Source organism: Desulforhabdus amnigena (assembly GCF_027925305.1).
In the GTDB taxonomy this organism is placed as follows: domain Bacteria; phylum Desulfobacterota; class Syntrophobacteria; order Syntrophobacterales; family Syntrophobacteraceae; genus Desulforhabdus; species Desulforhabdus amnigena.
The window spans coordinates 553,653-571,535 of record NZ_BSDR01000001.1; the positions used below are offsets into that span (position 1 = coordinate 553,653).

General features: G+C 56.0%; 15 protein-coding genes. 11 read left to right on the forward strand and 4 right to left on the reverse strand.

The features are described 5' to 3' along the window. The first annotated feature begins 8 nt into the window (after window positions 1–8). Both QMG16_RS02480 and fdhD read left to right on the forward strand, forming a co-directional pair. Window positions 9–566, forward strand: coding sequence for an OmpP1/FadL family transporter (locus QMG16_RS02480; RefSeq protein ID WP_281792084.1), 558 nt, complete (start codon window positions 9–11; stop codon window positions 564–566). A gap of 54 nt (window positions 567–620) precedes the next feature. Beyond that, complete coding sequence (fdhD, locus tag QMG16_RS02485; RefSeq protein WP_281792085.1) at window positions 621–1,442, forward strand: formate dehydrogenase accessory sulfurtransferase FdhD; 822 nt, start codon at window positions 621–623, stop codon at window positions 1,440–1,442. A gap of 1,034 nt (window positions 1,443–2,476) precedes the next feature. On the opposite strand, the gene QMG16_RS02490 is transcribed toward fdhD, so the two are convergent. The 3 genes from QMG16_RS02490 to QMG16_RS02500 are packed head-to-tail and all read right to left on the reverse strand — an operon-like array spanning window position 2,477 to window position 3,965. Next, window positions 2,477–3,481: a Mu transposase domain-containing protein gene (locus QMG16_RS02490; protein ID WP_281792086.1), complete on the reverse strand. Its 1,005-nt coding sequence runs from the start codon at window positions 3,479–3,481 to the stop codon at window positions 2,477–2,479. Continuing rightward, entirely contained in the window at window positions 3,462–3,707 is a 246-nt protein-coding gene (locus tag QMG16_RS02495) for a hypothetical protein (RefSeq protein ID WP_281792087.1), read from the reverse strand. The genes QMG16_RS02490 and QMG16_RS02495 overlap by 20 nt, the downstream gene beginning before the upstream one ends. Before the next feature lie 33 nt (window positions 3,708–3,740). After that, window positions 3,741–3,965 (reverse strand): hypothetical protein, encoded by a 225-nt coding sequence (locus QMG16_RS02500; RefSeq protein WP_281792088.1) that lies wholly within the window; start codon window positions 3,963–3,965, stop codon window positions 3,741–3,743. Window positions 3,966–4,659: 694 nt separating this feature from the next. Here QMG16_RS02500 and QMG16_RS02505 point away from each other — a divergent pair. The 5 genes from QMG16_RS02505 to QMG16_RS02525 are packed head-to-tail and all read left to right on the forward strand — an operon-like array spanning window position 4,660 to window position 10,842. Further along, the gene (locus QMG16_RS02505; RefSeq protein ID WP_281792089.1) at window positions 4,660–5,073 is read left to right on the forward strand and encodes a helix-turn-helix transcriptional regulator; all 414 of its coding nucleotides are present in this window, start codon (window positions 4,660–4,662) and stop codon (window positions 5,071–5,073) included. After that, window positions 5,070–8,147, forward strand: coding sequence for a DUF5714 domain-containing protein (locus tag QMG16_RS02510; RefSeq protein WP_281792090.1), 3,078 nt, complete (start codon window positions 5,070–5,072; stop codon window positions 8,145–8,147). Before QMG16_RS02505 ends, QMG16_RS02510 begins: the two co-directional genes overlap by 4 nt. Before the next feature lie 11 nt (window positions 8,148–8,158). Next, on the forward strand, window positions 8,159–9,046 hold the full coding sequence (locus QMG16_RS02515; protein WP_281792091.1) for an ABC transporter permease: 888 nt from the start codon (window positions 8,159–8,161) through the stop codon (window positions 9,044–9,046). Further along, complete coding sequence (locus QMG16_RS02520) at window positions 9,036–9,854, forward strand: ABC transporter ATP-binding protein (protein ID WP_281792092.1); 819 nt, start codon at window positions 9,036–9,038, stop codon at window positions 9,852–9,854. Before QMG16_RS02515 ends, QMG16_RS02520 begins: the two co-directional genes overlap by 11 nt. A gap of 4 nt (window positions 9,855–9,858) precedes the next feature. Continuing rightward, on the forward strand, window positions 9,859–10,842 hold the full coding sequence (locus tag QMG16_RS02525) for an ABC transporter substrate-binding protein (RefSeq protein WP_281792093.1): 984 nt from the start codon (window positions 9,859–9,861) through the stop codon (window positions 10,840–10,842). 309 nt (window positions 10,843–11,151) lie between these two features. Here QMG16_RS02525 and QMG16_RS02530 read toward each other — a convergent pair whose 3' ends face one another. Then, window positions 11,152–12,057 carry a TetR family transcriptional regulator gene (locus QMG16_RS02530; protein WP_281792094.1) on the reverse strand — a complete coding sequence of 302 codons (906 nt, stop codon included), beginning with the start codon at window positions 12,055–12,057 and terminating at the stop codon, window positions 11,152–11,154. 627 nt (window positions 12,058–12,684) lie between these two features. Between QMG16_RS02530 and QMG16_RS02535 the strand changes: the two genes are divergently transcribed. Genes QMG16_RS02535 through QMG16_RS02550 form a run of 4 tightly spaced genes read left to right on the forward strand, consistent with a single transcriptional unit; the run spans window position 12,685 to window position 17,875 of the window. Then, window positions 12,685–13,869, forward strand: a complete 1,185-nt coding sequence (locus QMG16_RS02535) for a thiolase family protein (protein WP_281792095.1) — start codon at window positions 12,685–12,687, stop codon at window positions 13,867–13,869. Continuing rightward, complete coding sequence (locus QMG16_RS02540) at window positions 13,866–15,140, forward strand: enoyl-CoA hydratase-related protein (RefSeq protein ID WP_281792096.1); 1,275 nt, start codon at window positions 13,866–13,868, stop codon at window positions 15,138–15,140. The genes QMG16_RS02535 and QMG16_RS02540 overlap by 4 nt, the downstream gene beginning before the upstream one ends. 12 nt (window positions 15,141–15,152) lie before the next feature. Continuing rightward, window positions 15,153–16,313, forward strand: a complete 1,161-nt coding sequence (locus tag QMG16_RS02545; RefSeq protein ID WP_281792097.1) for an acyl-CoA dehydrogenase family protein — start codon at window positions 15,153–15,155, stop codon at window positions 16,311–16,313. Between the two features lie 14 nt (window positions 16,314–16,327). Then, window positions 16,328–17,875: a long-chain-fatty-acid--CoA ligase gene (locus QMG16_RS02550; protein ID WP_281792098.1), complete on the forward strand. Its 1,548-nt coding sequence runs from the start codon at window positions 16,328–16,330 to the stop codon at window positions 17,873–17,875. Window positions 17,876–17,883: the final 8 nt, after the last annotated feature.

Consider the following 17,883-nt stretch of genomic DNA (forward strand, 5'->3'; position numbering starts at 1 on the left):
ACACGATAATGTCACGGACCTTGACGGAGACGGAAAGCTGGACGACATTGAAAACGAGTCCCCCCCAGCAAGTCGGCTTCGGTGCGGCCTATCACCTGCTGGGTGACAATCTGGTGGTGGAGAGCGATGTCAGGTGGCTCAACTGGTCAAATGCCAATGGCTATGAGGACCTTGATTTTGAGAACCAGTGGGTGTTTGCGCTCGGCCTGCAGTACAAGCCAATCTCCAAACTGGTTCTCAGGGCAGGTTACAATTACGGCAACAGCCCCCTGGATGACCACAATGGTTTCATCGGCACCGGCCTATCCAATATTCAAGGCCATCGCCTGCCCACTTACTACTACGAAACCTACAGGACCATAGGATTTGCCGCCATCCCCAAGTACCAAGCGACATTCGGCGTCGGCTATGAATTCTCTCCACACTTGGCGGTTAATATAGGATATGAGCATTCCTTCGAAAACACCTTGAAAGCGACAGGCACGGATCTTACCGGCCAACCGGTCACCCTGGAAAACAACCTGAGCGGCAATACCTTCGACACAGGGATCATCTTTCGATTTTAAGGCTCACTGTGGGCAGCCCAAGAAACTAAATTTACTACAAAATACTGGAATGAGATGAACGTTAGAGAGGCTGAAGAAAACATATCAGCGGAAAGGGTTACCCCGGCCATGGCCTGGGTTTACGACAGGTCCGGCCGGGGATCTGCACGGCTCCAGTCGGTGATCGTCGAAAAGCCTTTCACCTTGTACTTGAACGGAAAAGAAGTGGTCACGCTACTCTGTGCAGGACGTTATCTAAAAGAACTGGCGGTGGGATTCTTTCATGCTGAAGGTTTTATAAATACACCCGACGATCTGATAGGCGTACGGATCCATGAAACCTCTGGCAAGGTGGAATTGCACACGCGTACCGATACGGCCCTTATAGAACGAATTTGGTCCAAGCGAACCATTACCTCGGGATGCGGCAAAGGCTCCTTGTTTTACAACGCCCTTGACGCCCTCCTGAGCAAGCCCGTTCTGAGTGAACTTAAAGTCTCTCCCGGTCAGATCTTTGATCGAGTGGAGGATCTCAACCGAATGAGTGAGACGTATCGGCTCACCCGTGGAGTACACAACACAGCCCTGGCCACTCCCGATGAGATCATTCTCTTTCGGGATGACATAGGACGGCACAACGCCGTGGATATGATCGTCGGCCATTTGTTCCTGCGACATATCCCATTGCAGGACAAGATTCTTCTCACCACCGGACGCCTCACTTCGGAGATTCTCATCAAGGCTGCCAAAGTGGGGATTCCTGTTCTGGTCAGTCGAAACATAAGCACCTCACTCGCAATCGAACTGGCAGGCTCCCTCGGCATCACGCTCATCGGCTTTGCCCGCGGAGGAAGATTCATCGTTTATACCGGCAGGGAAAGGTTGACAGAAGCTTGACAGCATCCAGGCACAGTTCGCAACAGCTGGGCGGTTTCTGCTCTACCCGCTGGAGGTCGAAGCAAAAGTCTCCTGAAATCTCCGGAGATGGCTCCTGCCTGCTACCGATGCCTACCCGTTACTATCTTCCAATTCGCTGCATTCACACGCTTTGTAGGGCACTTCGTGGCAAGGACAGAGACGAGCCATGCAACACGTAAAATGCAGAATCATTTCCTGCCGCCAGGCTGAACACCATCATGAACCAGTCCTGATCAGCGTTCTGGTCCAAGGAACGGTCAGATTGCTCAAGGCATCACTTCCTTCCGCGATTGAGGTTCACCAAGACATCCATATTTCTCCCAATGTTGGAATGGGCATGGCATTGGCAAATCCGAGCCAGATCCGTCAGTTGTTGATGAATCTGTGCATCAATGCTGTCCAGGCTATGAGGAAAATTGTCAGGGGGAGGGTAGGGCGTCCAAAAATGGCCTCTGAGGCCCGGTTTTAGTGCTCGGGATTTGGACCACAGAAGTACTGGATAGGTTGTGCTCCACAGTTGTACGATAACCTGGATTTTATCAGCCATAATCCGGGAGGTAAGTACAATGATGAAAATACACATTCTCAGCGGCAGCGGGGGCGCATCTCTGTGGGCGGGTGCGCTATGAGTCCGGAGACCAGATACAAAAGGAGCCGGGATAACTGGAAACAGAAAGCCGCGTGCAGAGCTGAGAAGAACCGCTACCAGAGTAAAGAGCTGGCCCGGGTCAAGACGGAGCGTGATAAGTTCAAAAAAGAGCTCAAGGAGAGCCGCGCTCGTATACACCAACTGGAGAGCCAGGGGCAGGTATTTGTCATCCAGAGCAAGGTGGATGTGGTCTTTTTGGCCCTGCAGCTGTTTGTGGTGGCTCGCATCGGGTTCCGGGCCGTGAGCCGGGTGTTGGGCATAGTGATGGGAGCCCTGGGTTTAAAAAAAAGTCCCTTGTCCACAGACAGGTGCGATAGGTTGAGCGCCTTCAAATTCTCCTTTAAGAGTATCTCTGTGCAGGCTTTCATGACAGGCCTCCAAGTTCAGCGTACACGGAAACGTCCGCCGGTTCGGTCGCAGGCCAGCCCTTCACAGGCTCAAAGCTTTCGCCGCCACCGGATGGCAGCAACAGGTGTTTTACGCCGGCGCTGGAGCTCACGCCATTTTGTACCGCCCGTTCCACCGCCGCCTCCACATCTTCGGCCCGGTGATCCCGGTAGAGCATCAGCACCAGGATAAATTCCCGGGTCCCATCGGTTTCACCGTGACTTACCACAAACTTATCCCAGAGCCGCTCCAGGGACTCCGGCCAACTCTTGCGCCACTCTCTTATGGGCCTGGCCGAATCGAAAGCCCCGGGCCTTTGATGAAGCAGATCCAGGTAATGGTCGGGCTCAAGCCGCCATTTGTTGTTGCCAAACACCCTCTCATGGGTCGCTATTTTCTTGCCCCTCTGAAAAACCTCCACCCGGTCCACTCCGAGGATCGCCTCTACCCGAAACCCCACATAGCATGTGGGCACCGAATAGCGGTTTTTGTCCAGGATCACGGTTGCATAAGGATTTACCTTGCTCTCCACCGTCTCTATGTTGCTGAAAGGATGCGTCGGGAGTGCCAATAAATGAGCCTTCTCCTCTTCAAACAGTTCATCGACGCTTTTTTCACGGCCCTCTATCCGATGAGCTCCGTAGTTGAGACACTCTCGCAGTATCTTTTCGTTAAGTTCTTCAAGACTCTCCGCTCTCAGGACGGGCACCATGTAGTTGCGCCGGGCAAAACCCACCAATCCTTCCACTCCACCCTTTTCGTGGCCGCTCGCCACGTTACAGAACCGGGCCGTGAAATTGTAGTAGCTTTGAAACTTCCTGAAAGCCTCCTGTTCCCTGCGATCTTTGCCCTTCAACACCTTTTCCACGGCGCTGGTTAGATTGTTGTAGACCGCCGTCCTGAAAACACCACCAAAGAACGAAAATGCCCGCATGTGCGCATCAAAAAAGGCTGCCTGCCTCTCACACGGGTAAAACCGCACATAATGCTTCCCTGAATACTTGGAGCGCATGCAAAAAAAACTTGAGCCGTCTCTCCTCTCCCCCGATGATCGCCACAGCCCCTCCCCAGTCTGCTTCCGCTTCCTTGCCACAATCGGGCTCCGGGGGAACAAAAGCCTTGCCGCCTCCTACTCCCAGACGTATCCTGGCTTGCCGCACATATTGGCGAACCGTTGTCGCGCTACCTTCATAGCCTTCTTCGCTCACCAGCCGATGATAGATCCTCGTCGCGGTGTGACGCTACTTTCGTGGAGCATCCTTGTCCCCTTCCAACCAGGAATCGATCAGACTCAAGCAGGGACCGAGCACCGGGTAGGGCTGAAACCGCCTCCGCCCGTAACCGCTCGGCTCACCTCTTAGAACCTTACGGATCGTCTTCCTATCATGGCCCGTTTCCCGTGCAATCTCTCGTATGCTTTTGCCATAAACCCGATGCGCTGTCCGAATGTACTCATACTGATCCATGTTGATCATTCCTCCTGTCCTCCGATAACTCTGGCTGAGTTTTCTATCACCAGATCTTGCTACCAGATGACTGTGGAGGGTGGGGGAATTTTCGACCGTCATTTGCCTCTTAGGTGGGGGAATTTTAGGCTATCAAAATCAGGTGTCGTCCCGATCAGATTGTCCGGATGCCTAAAACGCTCTAGGAGGGCCATGGCAAGAGGAGTGAGCTCCGAGCCTCGCCTCCACCATGGCTGCCTCCGGCTCGTTTCGATAGCAAAAGAACTTGACATAGCGGCTATGACTCGCTAAATATATACACTATATAGTGGCACCTTAAAGTACTACCGTATTTTATCGCCTGGTGCTATACAACGTCGAATAGTCAAAGAGGATGAGTAGTGTGCGTTTTTCCCGGGCACCCATATCGATGGAACGAATCTCAGAAGAAGAAAAAGAGGGATGACAGGAGACAGGCTCCATCCATTTGACCGGCTGGTTCCTTGGAGCTGCAAAGACAGCAGCCCCTCAGGGCCTGTCCGAAAGGATTTTATAACATGGCCGCCGATTGCGGCTGTAACCGACGATCGGGCCAAGGACCTTGTGCACATTTGCCTTGTGGATGCCATTGAGCTTCCGACTCCAAAGTCGTTGACTCCCGCTGTTTCCGCGGCAGGTTCCCGCGCCTTGAAGAACGGAATCAGGAGGACGAAGAATGCCCGTCGATCTGGATGAGTGCCCCTGTTCGGGGAAGAATATGAGTACGCTGTTGGCGCCGTGGATTCTCCTGACTCTTTACCGCCACGAAGGGACCCATGGATATGAAATCCAGAAGATGATCCAGCAAAGGCTCTGCGAGCTGGGCCTGGGATCGAATATTGCCGGACTCTATCGCCACCTGAAGATGCTTGAAAAGCGCGGGTTGGTCAAGCCCATCTGGGATACCGGCGAGACGGGACCGGCGAGGCGCACCTTTTTTCTCACCGAGGCCGGCAAGGAGTGTCTTGCTCGATGGATGAAAACCCTGAGCATTCAGATGTCCCTGATCGGCAAATTGTTGGACGAAGCCAACCGGACCTTTCTCCCGCTTACGAGTTCAGCTGATATTGCCCATAAGGATGATCTATGAGTGTAAACTCGAAACATGCAGGTGTGGATCAGAACCGCCGCGAGCGATTCCCCTGGCGCCGCCTGCTCTTTGATAAGACCCCGATCTATCTCGGTGAGAACGAGCCGAATTGGTTCGTGCCGAACACTGCCGGCGATCGGGTGCTCATGGGGATTGCACAGGGCGGGACACCCGATGGCGATCACAACACCTTTAAGTTTCTGTCGCGATTACCCCTGAACAAGCCTTTAGATTATGCGGGAAGATACTCGGTATTGGATCTTGAACGAATCGGTGAGCTCTGGTTTCATCTGACCAATCGCTGCAACATGTCGTGCGCGCACTGCCTGTTCTCGTGCTCTCCGGCTGGCCATTCGGAGCTGCCCGCCGAACGGCTGCAAGCCATCGCAAACGAGGCTTACGGGACGGGTTGCAGGTTGTTTGCGCTGACGGGCGGCGAGCCTCTCGTTCACCCTCAAATCAGAGAAATCGTAAGGCAGCTTCTCGATCTCCAAGGGAGCCACGTTGCACTTCTCACCAACGGCCTGGAGCTGGTGCCGTTTCTCGATCACCTGCGACCGGACCCCACCTGTTTCCATTGTCAAATCAGTCTGGACGGATTGGGGGAGACCCATGACCGGCTTCGCGGCCGCGGCAGCTTTGAAAGGCTTTCAACAACCTTGAGGCTCCTGAAGTCTCAAGGCATGCCGTACACTCTTTCCATGTGCGTCACGGCCCGGAACGTCCATGAAATGGCGCCGTTGATCGACTTTGCAGGGAGCGTCGGAGCCGCCAACGTCCATTTCATGTGGTATTTCGTGAGCGGCCGCGGCACCAAAGAGCTCTTTGCCCCCATCGAGACCATCTTTGAGAATCTCCGGAGCGCTGCGGAGCGTGCGAAGCAATACAATATTACCATCGACAATCTCGAAGCGCTCAAAACCCAGATTTTCGCTCCCGCGGGGACCATTCACGATGGAGGAACGGCCGGCTGGGAATCGCTGGCGGTCGGCCCGGACGGGCTACTGTATCCTTCGGCCGCTCTGGTGGGCCGGCAAGAGCTGGCAAGCAGCCTCGATGGAGGTCTCAAGCACGCCTGGCACCACAGCCCCGTTTTGATGTCTATACGCCAAAGCTCGGCCGGCAGCCAAGGCTCTCCTTTCCGTTTCCTGTTGGGGGGCGGAGACATCGACCACAGCTACCTCCACAACAAGAGCTTCCTCGGCGATGATCCCTACCACTCCCTTTATGAGAGGATGGCTCTATGGCTCATAAGCAATGAGGCCTCAGGACAAGAACAGCGGCCTGAGCCGGGGCTGCTGCTTCGCATGGGCGAAGTCCTGCACAGCTGCGGCGCGCACGGCAAGGTGGCGCTGGTCCATTCCAACTGCCTCCTTGCCACCGCGCAGAAAGACAGCCTCACGATTGTCAAGGAATTCTATTCAGGGGCCGGAGGCGATAAGAAAGAGCATATCTTGAACCCCGTGAGCTACGATCTCTCCTTGATCGACCATATTCCTCGCCAGTATCGGTTTCGAGGCTATGGCTGTGGCAGCCCGGTGCTGGACGCAGCCATCCATGAAGGTGAGAAGATAGTGGATCTCGGGTGCGGCAGTGGGGTCGAATGCTTCATTGCCGCGCGTTTGACCGGCAGAGCCGGAATGGTGACCGGAATCGATATGCTCGATGACATGCTTGATCTGTCCCGGAAGGGTATGGTCAAAGTTGAGAAGGCCCTTGGCTACAAGAACCTCGAGTTCAAGAAAGGGTACCTGGAGCAGCTCCCGCTGGAAAGCGATTCGGCCGATGTGGTGATTTCAAACTGCGTCATGAACCTCTCCGTCAACAAGCGCCGCGCTTATGGCGAAATCTACAGGGTTCTTCGTTCCGGGGGGAGGCTCGTGATTTCCGATGTCGTTTGCGAAACCGAGCCCGACCCCGCTATCCGAAACGATGAATCCCTGCGGGGGGAATGCATCGCGGGGGCGTTGACCGAATCGCATTTGATGGCAATCCTCGAGGAAACAGGCTTCGAGAACGTGCTGTTGATCAAAAGGTTCCCTTATCGAACGGTTCGCGGCCACCATTTCTTTTCTCTGACCTATTCGGCATTCAAACCCCAGAGATCTGAACGAATCAAGGTGATGTACAGGGGGCCGTTGCCATACCTGGTGACTGAGAGCGGCGATCTGCTTTTGAAGGGGATTGTCGGGCATATGGAGCGCCATCAGGCGAATTCCCTGGGAGAGCAGGTCTTTCAACTGGATGAGCCAGGCAACGTCACGAACATAGCGGCGGAAAACAGTTGCTGTTGCTATACCGCTCCCGAGGATACCGCTCCCCCGGATAGCGCTGCGCTTCAAACCCCGAATCGGCTCTTGACGCCCTCCGCAGCCGCGAAGCAACCGTCCGGCTGCATGGTGTGCGGAGCGCCTCTGGTCTATACGGTACGGGAAATGGAGCATCGATGCTCCTTCTGCGGGATGGTCTTCTCATCCAACAGCGCCTGCGGGCACGGACATTATGTCTGCGACCGCTGCCATGCCGAAGACGCCGTGGAGATCATCCGCCATATTTGCCTCCATACCGAAGAAACCGACATGATCAAGCTCTTCGAGCAAATCCGGCTCCATCCGGCCGTTCCCATGCACGGTCCCGAGCACCATCCCCTGGTTGCAGCCGTTATTCTGGCCACCTATAGAAACTTGGGCGGCGACGTCGGGGCGGAGACTCTCTTATCCGCCATTTCGCGAGGCATGAACATCGCCGGGGGAGCGTGCGCCTTCTGGGGGGTATGCGGAGCAGCGGCGGGTGTGGGAATCGCTTTCAGTTTGCTGTTGCAGGCCACTCCCGTCAAGGCAAAAGAACGCAAGATGGTTCAAAGCGTCACTCAATCTGTGCTCAACGACATTGCAAAACTGAAGGCCGCGCGCTGCTGCCAGAGGGACGGGTGGATAGCGCTGACGAAATGTGCCGAGTTGTCCAAAGAGATATTGCCCATCGGCCTGAAGGCTGATCATGAGCTGGTCTGCCGTCAGGCGAACCGCAACGCCGAGTGCCTTGGGAAAGCATGTCGCCTGTATCCCAAGGATTGATGGAGCTGTTTGTGTTGAATCTGCCGTATGGAAAGAGGAAGATCACTTTGGGGATTGTTGCCGCAATGTTAACACCTGGACGGACCGATGTGACGAAGAGAAATGGAGGCGGACGACTTGTCCGCCCAGCTTATTCCCTTGCGGCATGGGTGTTCGGGATCGGTCTCTGGCAGATCGTCGCCTGGGTGGTAACGGCCGCACGCGGCGTGCCCTTCCCGACTCCCCTTGAATGCGCCCTGGGACTATGGAATCTGCTTGGAGGTTCGCCGTTCCTGGATCATAGCATCTATCATCATGTTTCTGTCAGCCTCATGCGCTGGATGGAGGGTTTCTGCCTAGGGCTGAGTGGAGGACTGGTCTACGCGCTCGTCGCCGGGTGGGCCCCGTCTTTGAGAAATGTGACGATGCCGACGGTTGAGGTTCTGCAGCTCATTCCGGGGCTCGCCTGGATTCCTGTAGCCATCCTCCTCTTCGGCTTGAACCACACTGCAACGGTGGCGTTGATCGCCCTCACGGCATTCCCCGCCGTGGCCATCGCCGGCGTAATGGGCGTGCGCAGCGTCGATATGCGCTACGTGAGAGCCGGCCGCATGTGTGGAGCCGGTCCCGTGACTCTCTTCGCCACCGTCTTTCTTCCCGGCGCCTTGCCGCATATCTTGAGCGGTCTGCGCATCGCCCTGGGGGCAGCATGGCGAGTTCTGGTAGCGGCCGAAATGATTGTCGGGTCCGGTGACGGGCTCGGCTATGCCGTCATTCAATCGCGATGGACAATGGATTATGTGTCGGCGTTTGTCTGCATTGCGATCATCGCCGCTCTGGGGCTGGGGCTGGAGCGCCTGGTGCTGACGCCGCTCGAACGGCGCACCGTCGGATGCTGGGAGGTAAGAGATGAGCACTGAAATCGCATTCGAACTGCGACAGGTGCGGAAAGTATTCCCCGGCCGGGGGGGACGCCGGGATGCCGTTGTGGCCCTAGATCGACTCGACCTTGTGGTAGGCGTGGGGGAATTCGTGGCCGTAGTGGGGCCCAGCGGGTGCGGCAAGACGACGCTCATTGACCTCATTGCCGGTTTCACCCGTCCCACCGAAGGGAGTATAACAGCCGGCGGACAGCCGGTGCGCTCGCCGGGGCCCGACCGCGTTGTAGTATTCCAGGACCACGCCGTATTTCCCTGGTACACCGCTTTGGAAAATGTAGCCTATGGACTGCGCCGGCAGGGGATGGGACGAGACCGGGCCCGGCAATGCGCCCGCGAGGCCCTGAACCGGATGGGACTGGGCAAGTTCGTACACGCCTATCCGGGGACCCTTTCCGGGGGGATGCGGCAGCGGGTGGCGCTGGCGCGGGCCTTGGTTTTGAAACCCGATATCTTGTTGCTGGACGAACCTTTCGCCGCTCTGGACGCCGTCACCCGCGTCCGATTGCAGGATGAGCTGGTGATGCTTTGGCAGGACTGCGGCTGGACAGTGCTCTTCGTGACGCACAACCTGGCCGAGGCCATCTACCTGGCCGACCGTGTCGTTGTGCTCGACCGGCCGCCGACGGGATTGCGCAAAATCAAACCCATAGTCCTGCCGCGTCCGCGCCGCCGCAGCGATGCAAGGCTGGGAGAACACGCCGAACATCTGAAAGTGCTCATGGGCGGCTGCTTTGATAACGCTGACAGTGAGGAGAGTGTTTCTGCTCAACACGATAATTTGGGGTGATGCCGTGAATTCCAAAAAGATGCATGCTTGTATCGTATACACCGTCCTATTCGCCCTTGCCGTTATTATGGCGAAGGGATTTGTCGAAGAATGCCGCGCCGGCGACAGTCCCATCGTCTGTCGACTCGCCTATACTCCAAAAGGGTATTATGCGCCACAGTTCCTCGCATTCCGAAAGGGCTGGTTCGCGGTGGACGGTGTGACCATCCAGGAAGTCAAACTGGGGATGAGCGCCGGCATCGCCGCAGCCGAAGCTCTGGTGAGCGGCAGCGCCGATGTGGCGGTCATGGGCGACGTGCCCACCCTCATTGCCCTTGCAAGCCCTCGCAGTTGCGTTCTCGTTGCGGCTTACGGCGGCGGAGAGCGGATGCATTCCATCGTCGTCGCCGGGGAATCGACCATCACCAAACCGTCCGATCTGGCGGGAAAACGTCTCGGCGTTCAGTTCGGATCCAGCACCCACGGTGCCGTATATCTTTATCTGGAACATTCCGGCGTTGATCCGGCGACTGTACATTTAGTCAATCTGCCGCAGAAAGACCTCATTGAAGCGCTCATCAGCGGATCCATCGATGCGCTTGCCGCATCGGAACCCACGCCTACCCTTGCACAGAGCAAGGTTCCCGGCGCGCGGGAGCTTGCATGTCTGTCGGGCCTGGGCAATGACTATCCCCTGCTCATCGTTGCATCGAGTGCTTTTGCCGCCGCCCATCCCGAAGCCGTCCGAGCCGTTGTCGCCGGCACACGTAAGGCCGTCGAATGGATTAATGCCGATCCGGATGCGGCTGCAATGGAGACGGCTGCCGTCACCGGCGCCCCTGCCTCTCTGGAAGCCGCCATGTTCCGGAAGATGGAATGGCGAGTCCGACTGGACGAGAAGACGATCGAGAGCATGACTATGACGGCTGAATTCCTACATCGCATTGGAAAGCTAAAGGAAGTGCCCGATGTGAAAGCGCTTTCGAGACAGGATTTGGAGCAACCCTAACGGATGGGCTGTTCATGATTTCGGAGTGCAATAGCTTTCGCCATTGGGTGCGGCTCTTTTAAAGCGACGGTCAAACTGGGAAGGCTGTCTTTCTGCTTTTGGTCACGCTTCATTTGTCGTGGATTTTCTTGGCCGGCGCCCAGGAAATCAAGAAAAGTCTCCTCTTTGCGTTCACCAATCCGGCCAATCAGAAGACGGCTCTACTGGCCAGCAGCCTGGACATGTGCGGAACCAGGCCCTGACTTCCCATAAAAGGCAGTGCCCCGAGCACTGCAACCCCCTTTGCCCGGAGTGGAATGCATTAGGCCCTTATACATTTCTTGTATCTATATCTGAACGGTTATCATCAGGCTTCATTCCGTTGGTTATGAAGTCAAAAACGAACGGCTCGATCTGCTCGTAGTTGTATTTTGCGTTTATCATTGTTCTCAAGCACATGATTTCGACGATGCCGGTCAGCGTATATGCTGTGAGATCAGGGTCGACGTTTCTGAATAGGCCTGTCTCGATTCCTTTTTCTATATCCCGGATGACGGGCTGTGTAAGAGCATGATAGGCCTTCTTGATCTTCTCGTGGGGCCACTGGTCTTCTCCAACCATTTCAGCACGCAACTGGTTCAGGATTTCATTATACTTCGAGTAGTTTTGGTAGAAGATCCTGCCCCGTATCAACAGCCTTTTGAGGATGTTCTCCTCCTCCTTCAGGGCTTCCCTGGCATCACCAATGATGGCCCGTATCACCGCATCCACGACATCGACGAAGAGCGCCTTCTTATCTTCAAAGTAAATGTAGAACGTGCCGGTCGAGATGCCCAAGGTGGCAGTTATGTCTCTTATTTTGACACCATGGTAGCCTTTTTCAGAGAAAACCTTAATGGCCGCATTGACAATCTCCTGCCTTCTTTTGTCTTTTGCTTTGGTGGTGGTGACAATCTCTCTGGCCGCGGATTCGGGTGAATCCCTGTGCTCGCCCTCTCTTTCCTCCAGTTCTGCTAAACTCTCTTTGAGGAACGATAGCGACACCCGGCCTTCAATCTTGATTTTTTGAATGTTTTTAAGCCTTTTGAGATGACTCTCGTCGTAGTAGGCCATCGTTCGGCCGGTCTTTACAGGCGGATGAAGCAAGCCGTGTCTCACGTAGAAGTGTATGGTCGTCCTTGGAACGTCTGCTCTCTTTTCCAGTTCGTTAATCCGCATGAATCCTTTTTCGTTCATCACTTGTTCTCCATCCAACAGACCGTAGCTTTATAGGTAAGGAAACGCCGATCACTCAGCGTACGCGGATCGGCCGACCGAACCAGGATCAGCAGCCCAGTAGTATCTCGTAATATTCATGACTTATTCCTGTTCGCTCCATTTGCACTATTCCGCCACTATCCTTTGACAGCCACCAGACTGTTTAGCAAGCACAGCAATGAATGTTCATTCATAGATGTATAGATTAGTGGAGGTGACCGGAGATGTCAAGCACCCCAAATGGGGCATGACCAGCTTCCTTCTCTAATCATCCCTGTTGCCGACTCTATAGACTATAAATCTATAGAGTAAGCACATCTCGTTACCTGCCTGGAGCGGCTTATCCTGCTGAACGCTGTTTCTTGTAAAAAATATAGTAACTATAATGAATACTTACGTCGGTTCATTCGATCTTGCACTGTAGAGTGTTTATCCGTTGACAGCCATAAAACTATTGAGTATGTCTAGTCACGAATGTTCGTTCTAACTATGTAGATCGTTTCGGATGAGGATTGTAGCAGCATCCTGCAGAGCTGAGCCAATGGGGTTCCCGAAACACAGGCATGGTGCAACTAACAAAGCTTCAGCTGCGAAAAAGGGGTAAAGATGAGCAAGAGCAAAATCGCGATCGTCGGGATTGGAGAAGTTCCCACGGGAATCTATCCCCAGAGGTTACCATGGGAAATCATTTACGAGACCTGCACGCAAGCGGTGCAGGATTCGGGGCTGGACAAGAACGACATTGAAGCGGTCGTCACAGTCGCGCCGCAGGCGCAGGCCAGGCTGAGCGCTGAAATCTCCTTCGGAAAGATTCCCGAAGAGTTGGGACTCAAAGGCTGCAAAGACGTCTGCATCTGCAACGCGGGAGGCGCCTCCACTTCCAACTGCATTCGCCTCGCCGAGCATTTGATCGATACCGGGGCTGCACGTACAGTCCTTATCCCTCACGTCACGGTCCACTCCTGCATCCAGCAGGACGAGCTGATCGAGTTCTTCGCCCAGGCCGGCATGGACCTCCAGTGGGAGTATCCTTTCGGAACGACCTACAATGCCATCATCGCCATGCTGACCCGGCGCTATATGCATGAATCGGGCGCCACCCCGGAAGAGATGGCCGCGATTGTCGTGTCGATGCGCAAGTGGGCCGCCCTCGATCCGAATTCCATGTTCTTCAACAAGAAAGTCCCCTCCATAGAAGAAATCCTCGCATCCCCCATGGTTGCGGACCCGCTCCACAAAAGGGAGTGCAACATGCTGGCCGACGGCGGCGCCGCTATGGTGGTGACCTCGGCCGAGCTTGCACCGAAAGTGACTGCGACCCCTGTCTACAAGCTTGGCGAAGGCTCTGTCTTTTTCACAGCATGCCCCGTGCTCAGAGATAACGACATGATGATTCGCGGCTTCAGGGATTCCGCGGCAAAAGCCCTCTCCGAAGCCGGCCTCACCAAAGAAGACATCGATATCTGGAACATCTACCTGGCCTATCCGGTGGGCCACCCGCTCATGATGGAAGCCCTCGGGCTCTGTGAGCCGGGCCAGGGATGCAAGCCCTTTATGGAAGGCAGCACGTCGCCCGGGGGAAAAATGCCCTGGTCCACCATAGGCGACGCCATTGGACGGGGACACACCGGCTCCGGTGTCAGCACCGCGACCTACGTGGACACCGCCCGCCAGCTCATGGGCAAAGCCGGAAGCCGCCAAGTGCAGGGAGCCCGGTTCGTCTTTCAGAATACGTCCGGGGGATCCGGCATGAACAACATCGCTACCGTATGGGGAAAGGAGCTGATATGACAGAACAATACACCAAACCGATTCCTGTGGTCCAACCCTGGAGCGAAGCGTTCTGGAAGGCGACCAAAAAGCACACTCTTCTGATCCAAAAGTGCGAGACGTGCGAAAGCCTGATTTTCTATCCGAGGAAGCGCTGCCCCGACTGCTGGTCGTCCGAACTGGGATGGCAGGAAGCCTCCGGCCGGGGCAAAGTGTACACCTTCACCGTGGTCAGAGACATGGTCGAGACCAAATTCATGCCCGACCTTCCCTATGTACTGGCCATGGTGGAGCTCGATGAATCCATCCGCATGATGACCCGGATCGTCGAGTGCGATCCCGCTGTGGTCAAAATCGGCATGGAAGTCGAAGTGGTTTTCGAGGACATCACGGAGCAGCATGCCTTGCCCCTTTTCAGGCCCGTGGATGAGAGCCTGAGAATCGCTCCGAAGGATAGCGGGCAGGCCGCCAAGGATTCCGAGCCCACCCTCTTCATGAGCCCCGACGATTACCAGACGATTCTCTACGAGGTCAGCGGACCGAATGGTGCGGTATGCCGCATCACGTTGAACCGGCCCGAGAAGAGGAATTCCATCAACAGGCGCATGGCTGTGGAGCTGCGAGATGCCTTCCGAAGAGTCAGGGAAGACCGGGCTGTCGGCATCGTGGTTCTTTCTGGTGCTGGCGGGCAGGCCTTTTGCTCGGGTGGAGACCTGGATGTTTTCCCATCCCTGACCGAGCATCAAACGTGCCTCAACTGGCTTGCCCACGAAGGCCTTGATGTGCAGAAGGCCATCACGGACTGCGAAAAAGTGGTCATCGCCAAAATTGACGGCCACTGCCTGGCCGGCGGGCTCGAGCTTGCCCTGTGCTGCGACCTGCTCTACGCCAAGGAATCGGCCAAGATGGGCCTTACGGAGATCAATATGGGGATTCTCCCCGGATGGGGTGGAACGGCCAGAATCGTTCGAAGCATGCCGATCTTTCGCGCTCGGGAAATTCTCTACAGCGGCCGCAAGGATTATACGGCTCGCGAGATGTTTGAAATGGGTCTTCTCACACGGGTTTTCAAGGACGAGGAATTCGAGGAGCAATTCGATAAGGCCGTCGCCCTGCTCGCTGCCAAGAAGCCGATCGCTCTGCGGATGGGCAAGGAGATCATGGCCAAGTCGGCCGATGGAGGCAGCATTGATGCGGCTCTCGCGGTCGAGCGAAACGGCATCCAATGGCTGACCTACGCCCCGGACGTCCAGGCCATGATGGATCAATTCCGCAAGAGTGTGAAGAGCTAGAGGGGGACGGCAATGGATTTCAATTTCAGTGAAGAACAAGAGATGTTGCGCGAAACCATCCAGAAGTTCTGCCGCAATGAGTTGAGCAAAGAAAAAGTGCGCTGGATGGATGAAAACTGCAATTTCGTCCCGGATGACATCTGGAACGGACTGGTGGATCTCGGGGTGCACGGCCTTTGCATTCCCGAGCAGTATGGCGGACTCGGGCAGGGGCACGTCGATCAGATGGTTGTGATGGAAGAGCTGGCTACGGCTTCGGCTGCCGTCGCGCTCGGCGTCGGAGCGACCCTGTCGTTTGGGGCCACTCCCCTCGTGCACTTGGGGACGGAGGAGCAGAAAGAGCGCCACCTGCCCCGCATTGCGCAGGGCAGCGAGAAATGGGCCATGGCCTTGACCGAGCCGGAGGGGGGCACGGACATTCTGGGCGCGATGCGCACCCGGGCCGAGGACAAGGGAGATCACTGGCTGCTAAACGGCCGCAAGATCTTCATTACCGGCGCTCACGTGGCCGACTACATCATGACCGTCGCCATCACCGATCCCGAAGCGAAGCGAGCCAACGGATTGAGCGTCTTTATCGTCCCGCGCGAAACCGCAGGACTTGAAACCCGCCTCATCCCCAAACTGGGCTGCCACGCCTGCGGAGCAAACTTCGTCTACTACGACGATGTGCGCATCCCCAAGGAAAACCTGCTCGGCACGCTCAATGACGGCTGGCGGGGGCTGCTCAATGTCCTCAATCCCGAGCGCATAGGCACTGCCGTCCTGAGCCTTGGAGTCGCCAAGGCAGCTTTCAGAGATGCCTTCGAGTACGCCAAGGAGCGCAACGCCTTCGGGGGCCCCATCGCCCGTTTCCAAAGCCTTCAGCACTATCTGGCCGATATCGCCATCGAAATCGAAAACGCACGAAACCTCGTCTACAAGTGCGCCTGGCTCGCCGATCAGGGAAAGCCCATGCACATCGAGGCCTGCATGGCAAAGATCGTCGCCGCACGGGCCTCCGAGAAGGCTGCGATCTGGGGCATGGAGATCCTGGGCGGGTACGGCTACACCATGGAATACGACATGCAGCGATATTTTAGAGATTACAAGCAGATGGTCTTCTCGCCCATCTCCGATGAGATGGCAAAGAACATGATCATGCAGTTCATGGGCTACCCGAAGAGCTGGTGACAAGGAGGCATGAAATGTACACACTGGGCGACATTCCACGCTGTTCGGCCAGGAGTTTTCCCACTCGAACCGCAATTTCCTTCGAAGGAACGTCCCTGACCTACGCCGAGCTGAATCAGCGCGTGAACCGGCTCTGTAACTCACTGAGAGTTCAAGGTATCGGCAAAGAGGACCGCTTGGCAGTTCTTTCCGAAAACACTTACAAGTACCTTGAAATCTACTTTGCGGCCGGAAAGCTCGGCATAAGCGTCACTCCGCTCAACTTTCGGCTGGCCGACCCCGAGATCATCCATATCATCAATGATTCTGAGTCCACCGTGCTCTTTGCAGGCGACGGTTATGAAGAGCGAGCCATGCAAATGGCCGGCAGCCTTCCCGGTATCAGGCAATGGATTGCCATGGATAACCGGGCCGCGGGTTTTGACTTTTACGAAGATCTCCTTGCCAGTGCATCCGTAGATGAGCCAGAGAGCGATACGAACGAAGAAGACATGGCGATCCTGATGTATACCGGCGGCACTACCGGTCTTCCCAAGGGAGTCATGATGACCCACCGGGCACTCGTGACCGGATTTATCAGTACTGCATTGACCTTCTCTTTCTCGAAGCAGGACATCACCTGCTTCGTCCTGCCGCTTTTTCATGTCTCCTTCTGGCCCGCCTTCGCCCATTTGCTGGTCGGGGGCAAGGTGGTCATCATGCGGAGGCCCGAGGTCGCGGGAGTTCTCGAGCTGATCCAGGACCAAAGATGCACTCACATCAACGCCGTGCCGACGCTCTACAACTGGATGCTCCAATTGGTCCATCAGGGCGCCTACGATCTTTCCAGCCTCAGGATCATGACCTATGCCGGAAGCCCCTTTCCCCCCGAACTGCTCAAGAAGTGCATTGAGCGGTTTGGTCCCATCTTCATGCAGGCCTATGGCATGACCGAGTGCATCGGGGGTACGAGCTTATCCATGGAAGACCATTGCCTCGAGGGCGAGCGTTCTCGGCTTCTGGCCAGTGCCGGCAGGCCGATTATCGGAGTGGACGTGGCGGTAACCGGAACCGATGACAAGCCGCTTCCGCCCGGCGAAATAGGTGAAATCATCCTTCGCGGCAAGTGCGTCATGAAGGGCTACTGGAAGAACCCCGACCTCACCGCCGAGACGCTGCGGGGCGGTTGGTATCACACGGGCGATATGGGCTACCTGGACAAGGATGGATACCTGTTTCTCGTTGACCGCAAGGCCGACATGATCGTGACTGGGGGGGAAAACGTCTACCCCAAGGAGGTGGAGGACGTTCTCTATCAGCACCCCGCAGTATCGATGGCCGCCGTGGTGTCGGCACCGGATGAAAAGTGGGGCGAGCGGGTTCAGGCGGTGGTGGTGCTCAAACCGGACCAGAAGGTCAATGAAGAGGAACTCATCGCCCACTGCAAGAGCCTGCTGGCAGGGTATAAATGCCCAAAAGCCATAGACTTTCGGGACTCCCTGCCCACAACGGCCGTCGGCAAGATCCTCCGCAAGGACATCAAGAAGACGTTCTGGCAGGGGTATGAACGCACCATCAACTAATGGGGAAA

Coding starts and splice junctions, on each gene's coding strand:
- QMG16_RS02545 (WP_281792097.1), top strand. CDS start 15,153: ATGGATTTCAATTTCAGTGAAGAACAAGAGATGTTGCGCGAAACCATC.
- QMG16_RS02480 (WP_281792084.1), top strand. CDS start 9: ATGTCACGGACCTTGACGGAGACGGAAAGCTGGACGACATTGAAAACG.
- QMG16_RS02550 (WP_281792098.1), top strand. CDS start 16,328: ATGTACACACTGGGCGACATTCCACGCTGTTCGGCCAGGAGTTTTCCC.
- QMG16_RS02540 (WP_281792096.1), top strand. CDS start 13,866: ATGACAGAACAATACACCAAACCGATTCCTGTGGTCCAACCCTGGAGC.
- QMG16_RS02510 (WP_281792090.1), top strand. CDS start 5,070: ATGAGTGTAAACTCGAAACATGCAGGTGTGGATCAGAACCGCCGCGAG.
- QMG16_RS02535 (WP_281792095.1), top strand. CDS start 12,685: ATGAGCAAGAGCAAAATCGCGATCGTCGGGATTGGAGAAGTTCCCACG.
- QMG16_RS02530 (WP_281792094.1), bottom strand. CDS start 12,057: ATGAACGAAAAAGGATTCATGCGGATTAACGAACTGGAAAAGAGAGCA.
- QMG16_RS02520 (WP_281792092.1), top strand. CDS start 9,036: ATGAGCACTGAAATCGCATTCGAACTGCGACAGGTGCGGAAAGTATTC.
- QMG16_RS02505 (WP_281792089.1), top strand. CDS start 4,660: ATGCCCGTCGATCTGGATGAGTGCCCCTGTTCGGGGAAGAATATGAGT.
- QMG16_RS02500 (WP_281792088.1), bottom strand. CDS start 3,965: ATGGATCAGTATGAGTACATTCGGACAGCGCATCGGGTTTATGGCAAA.
- fdhD (WP_281792085.1), top strand. CDS start 621: ATGAACGTTAGAGAGGCTGAAGAAAACATATCAGCGGAAAGGGTTACC.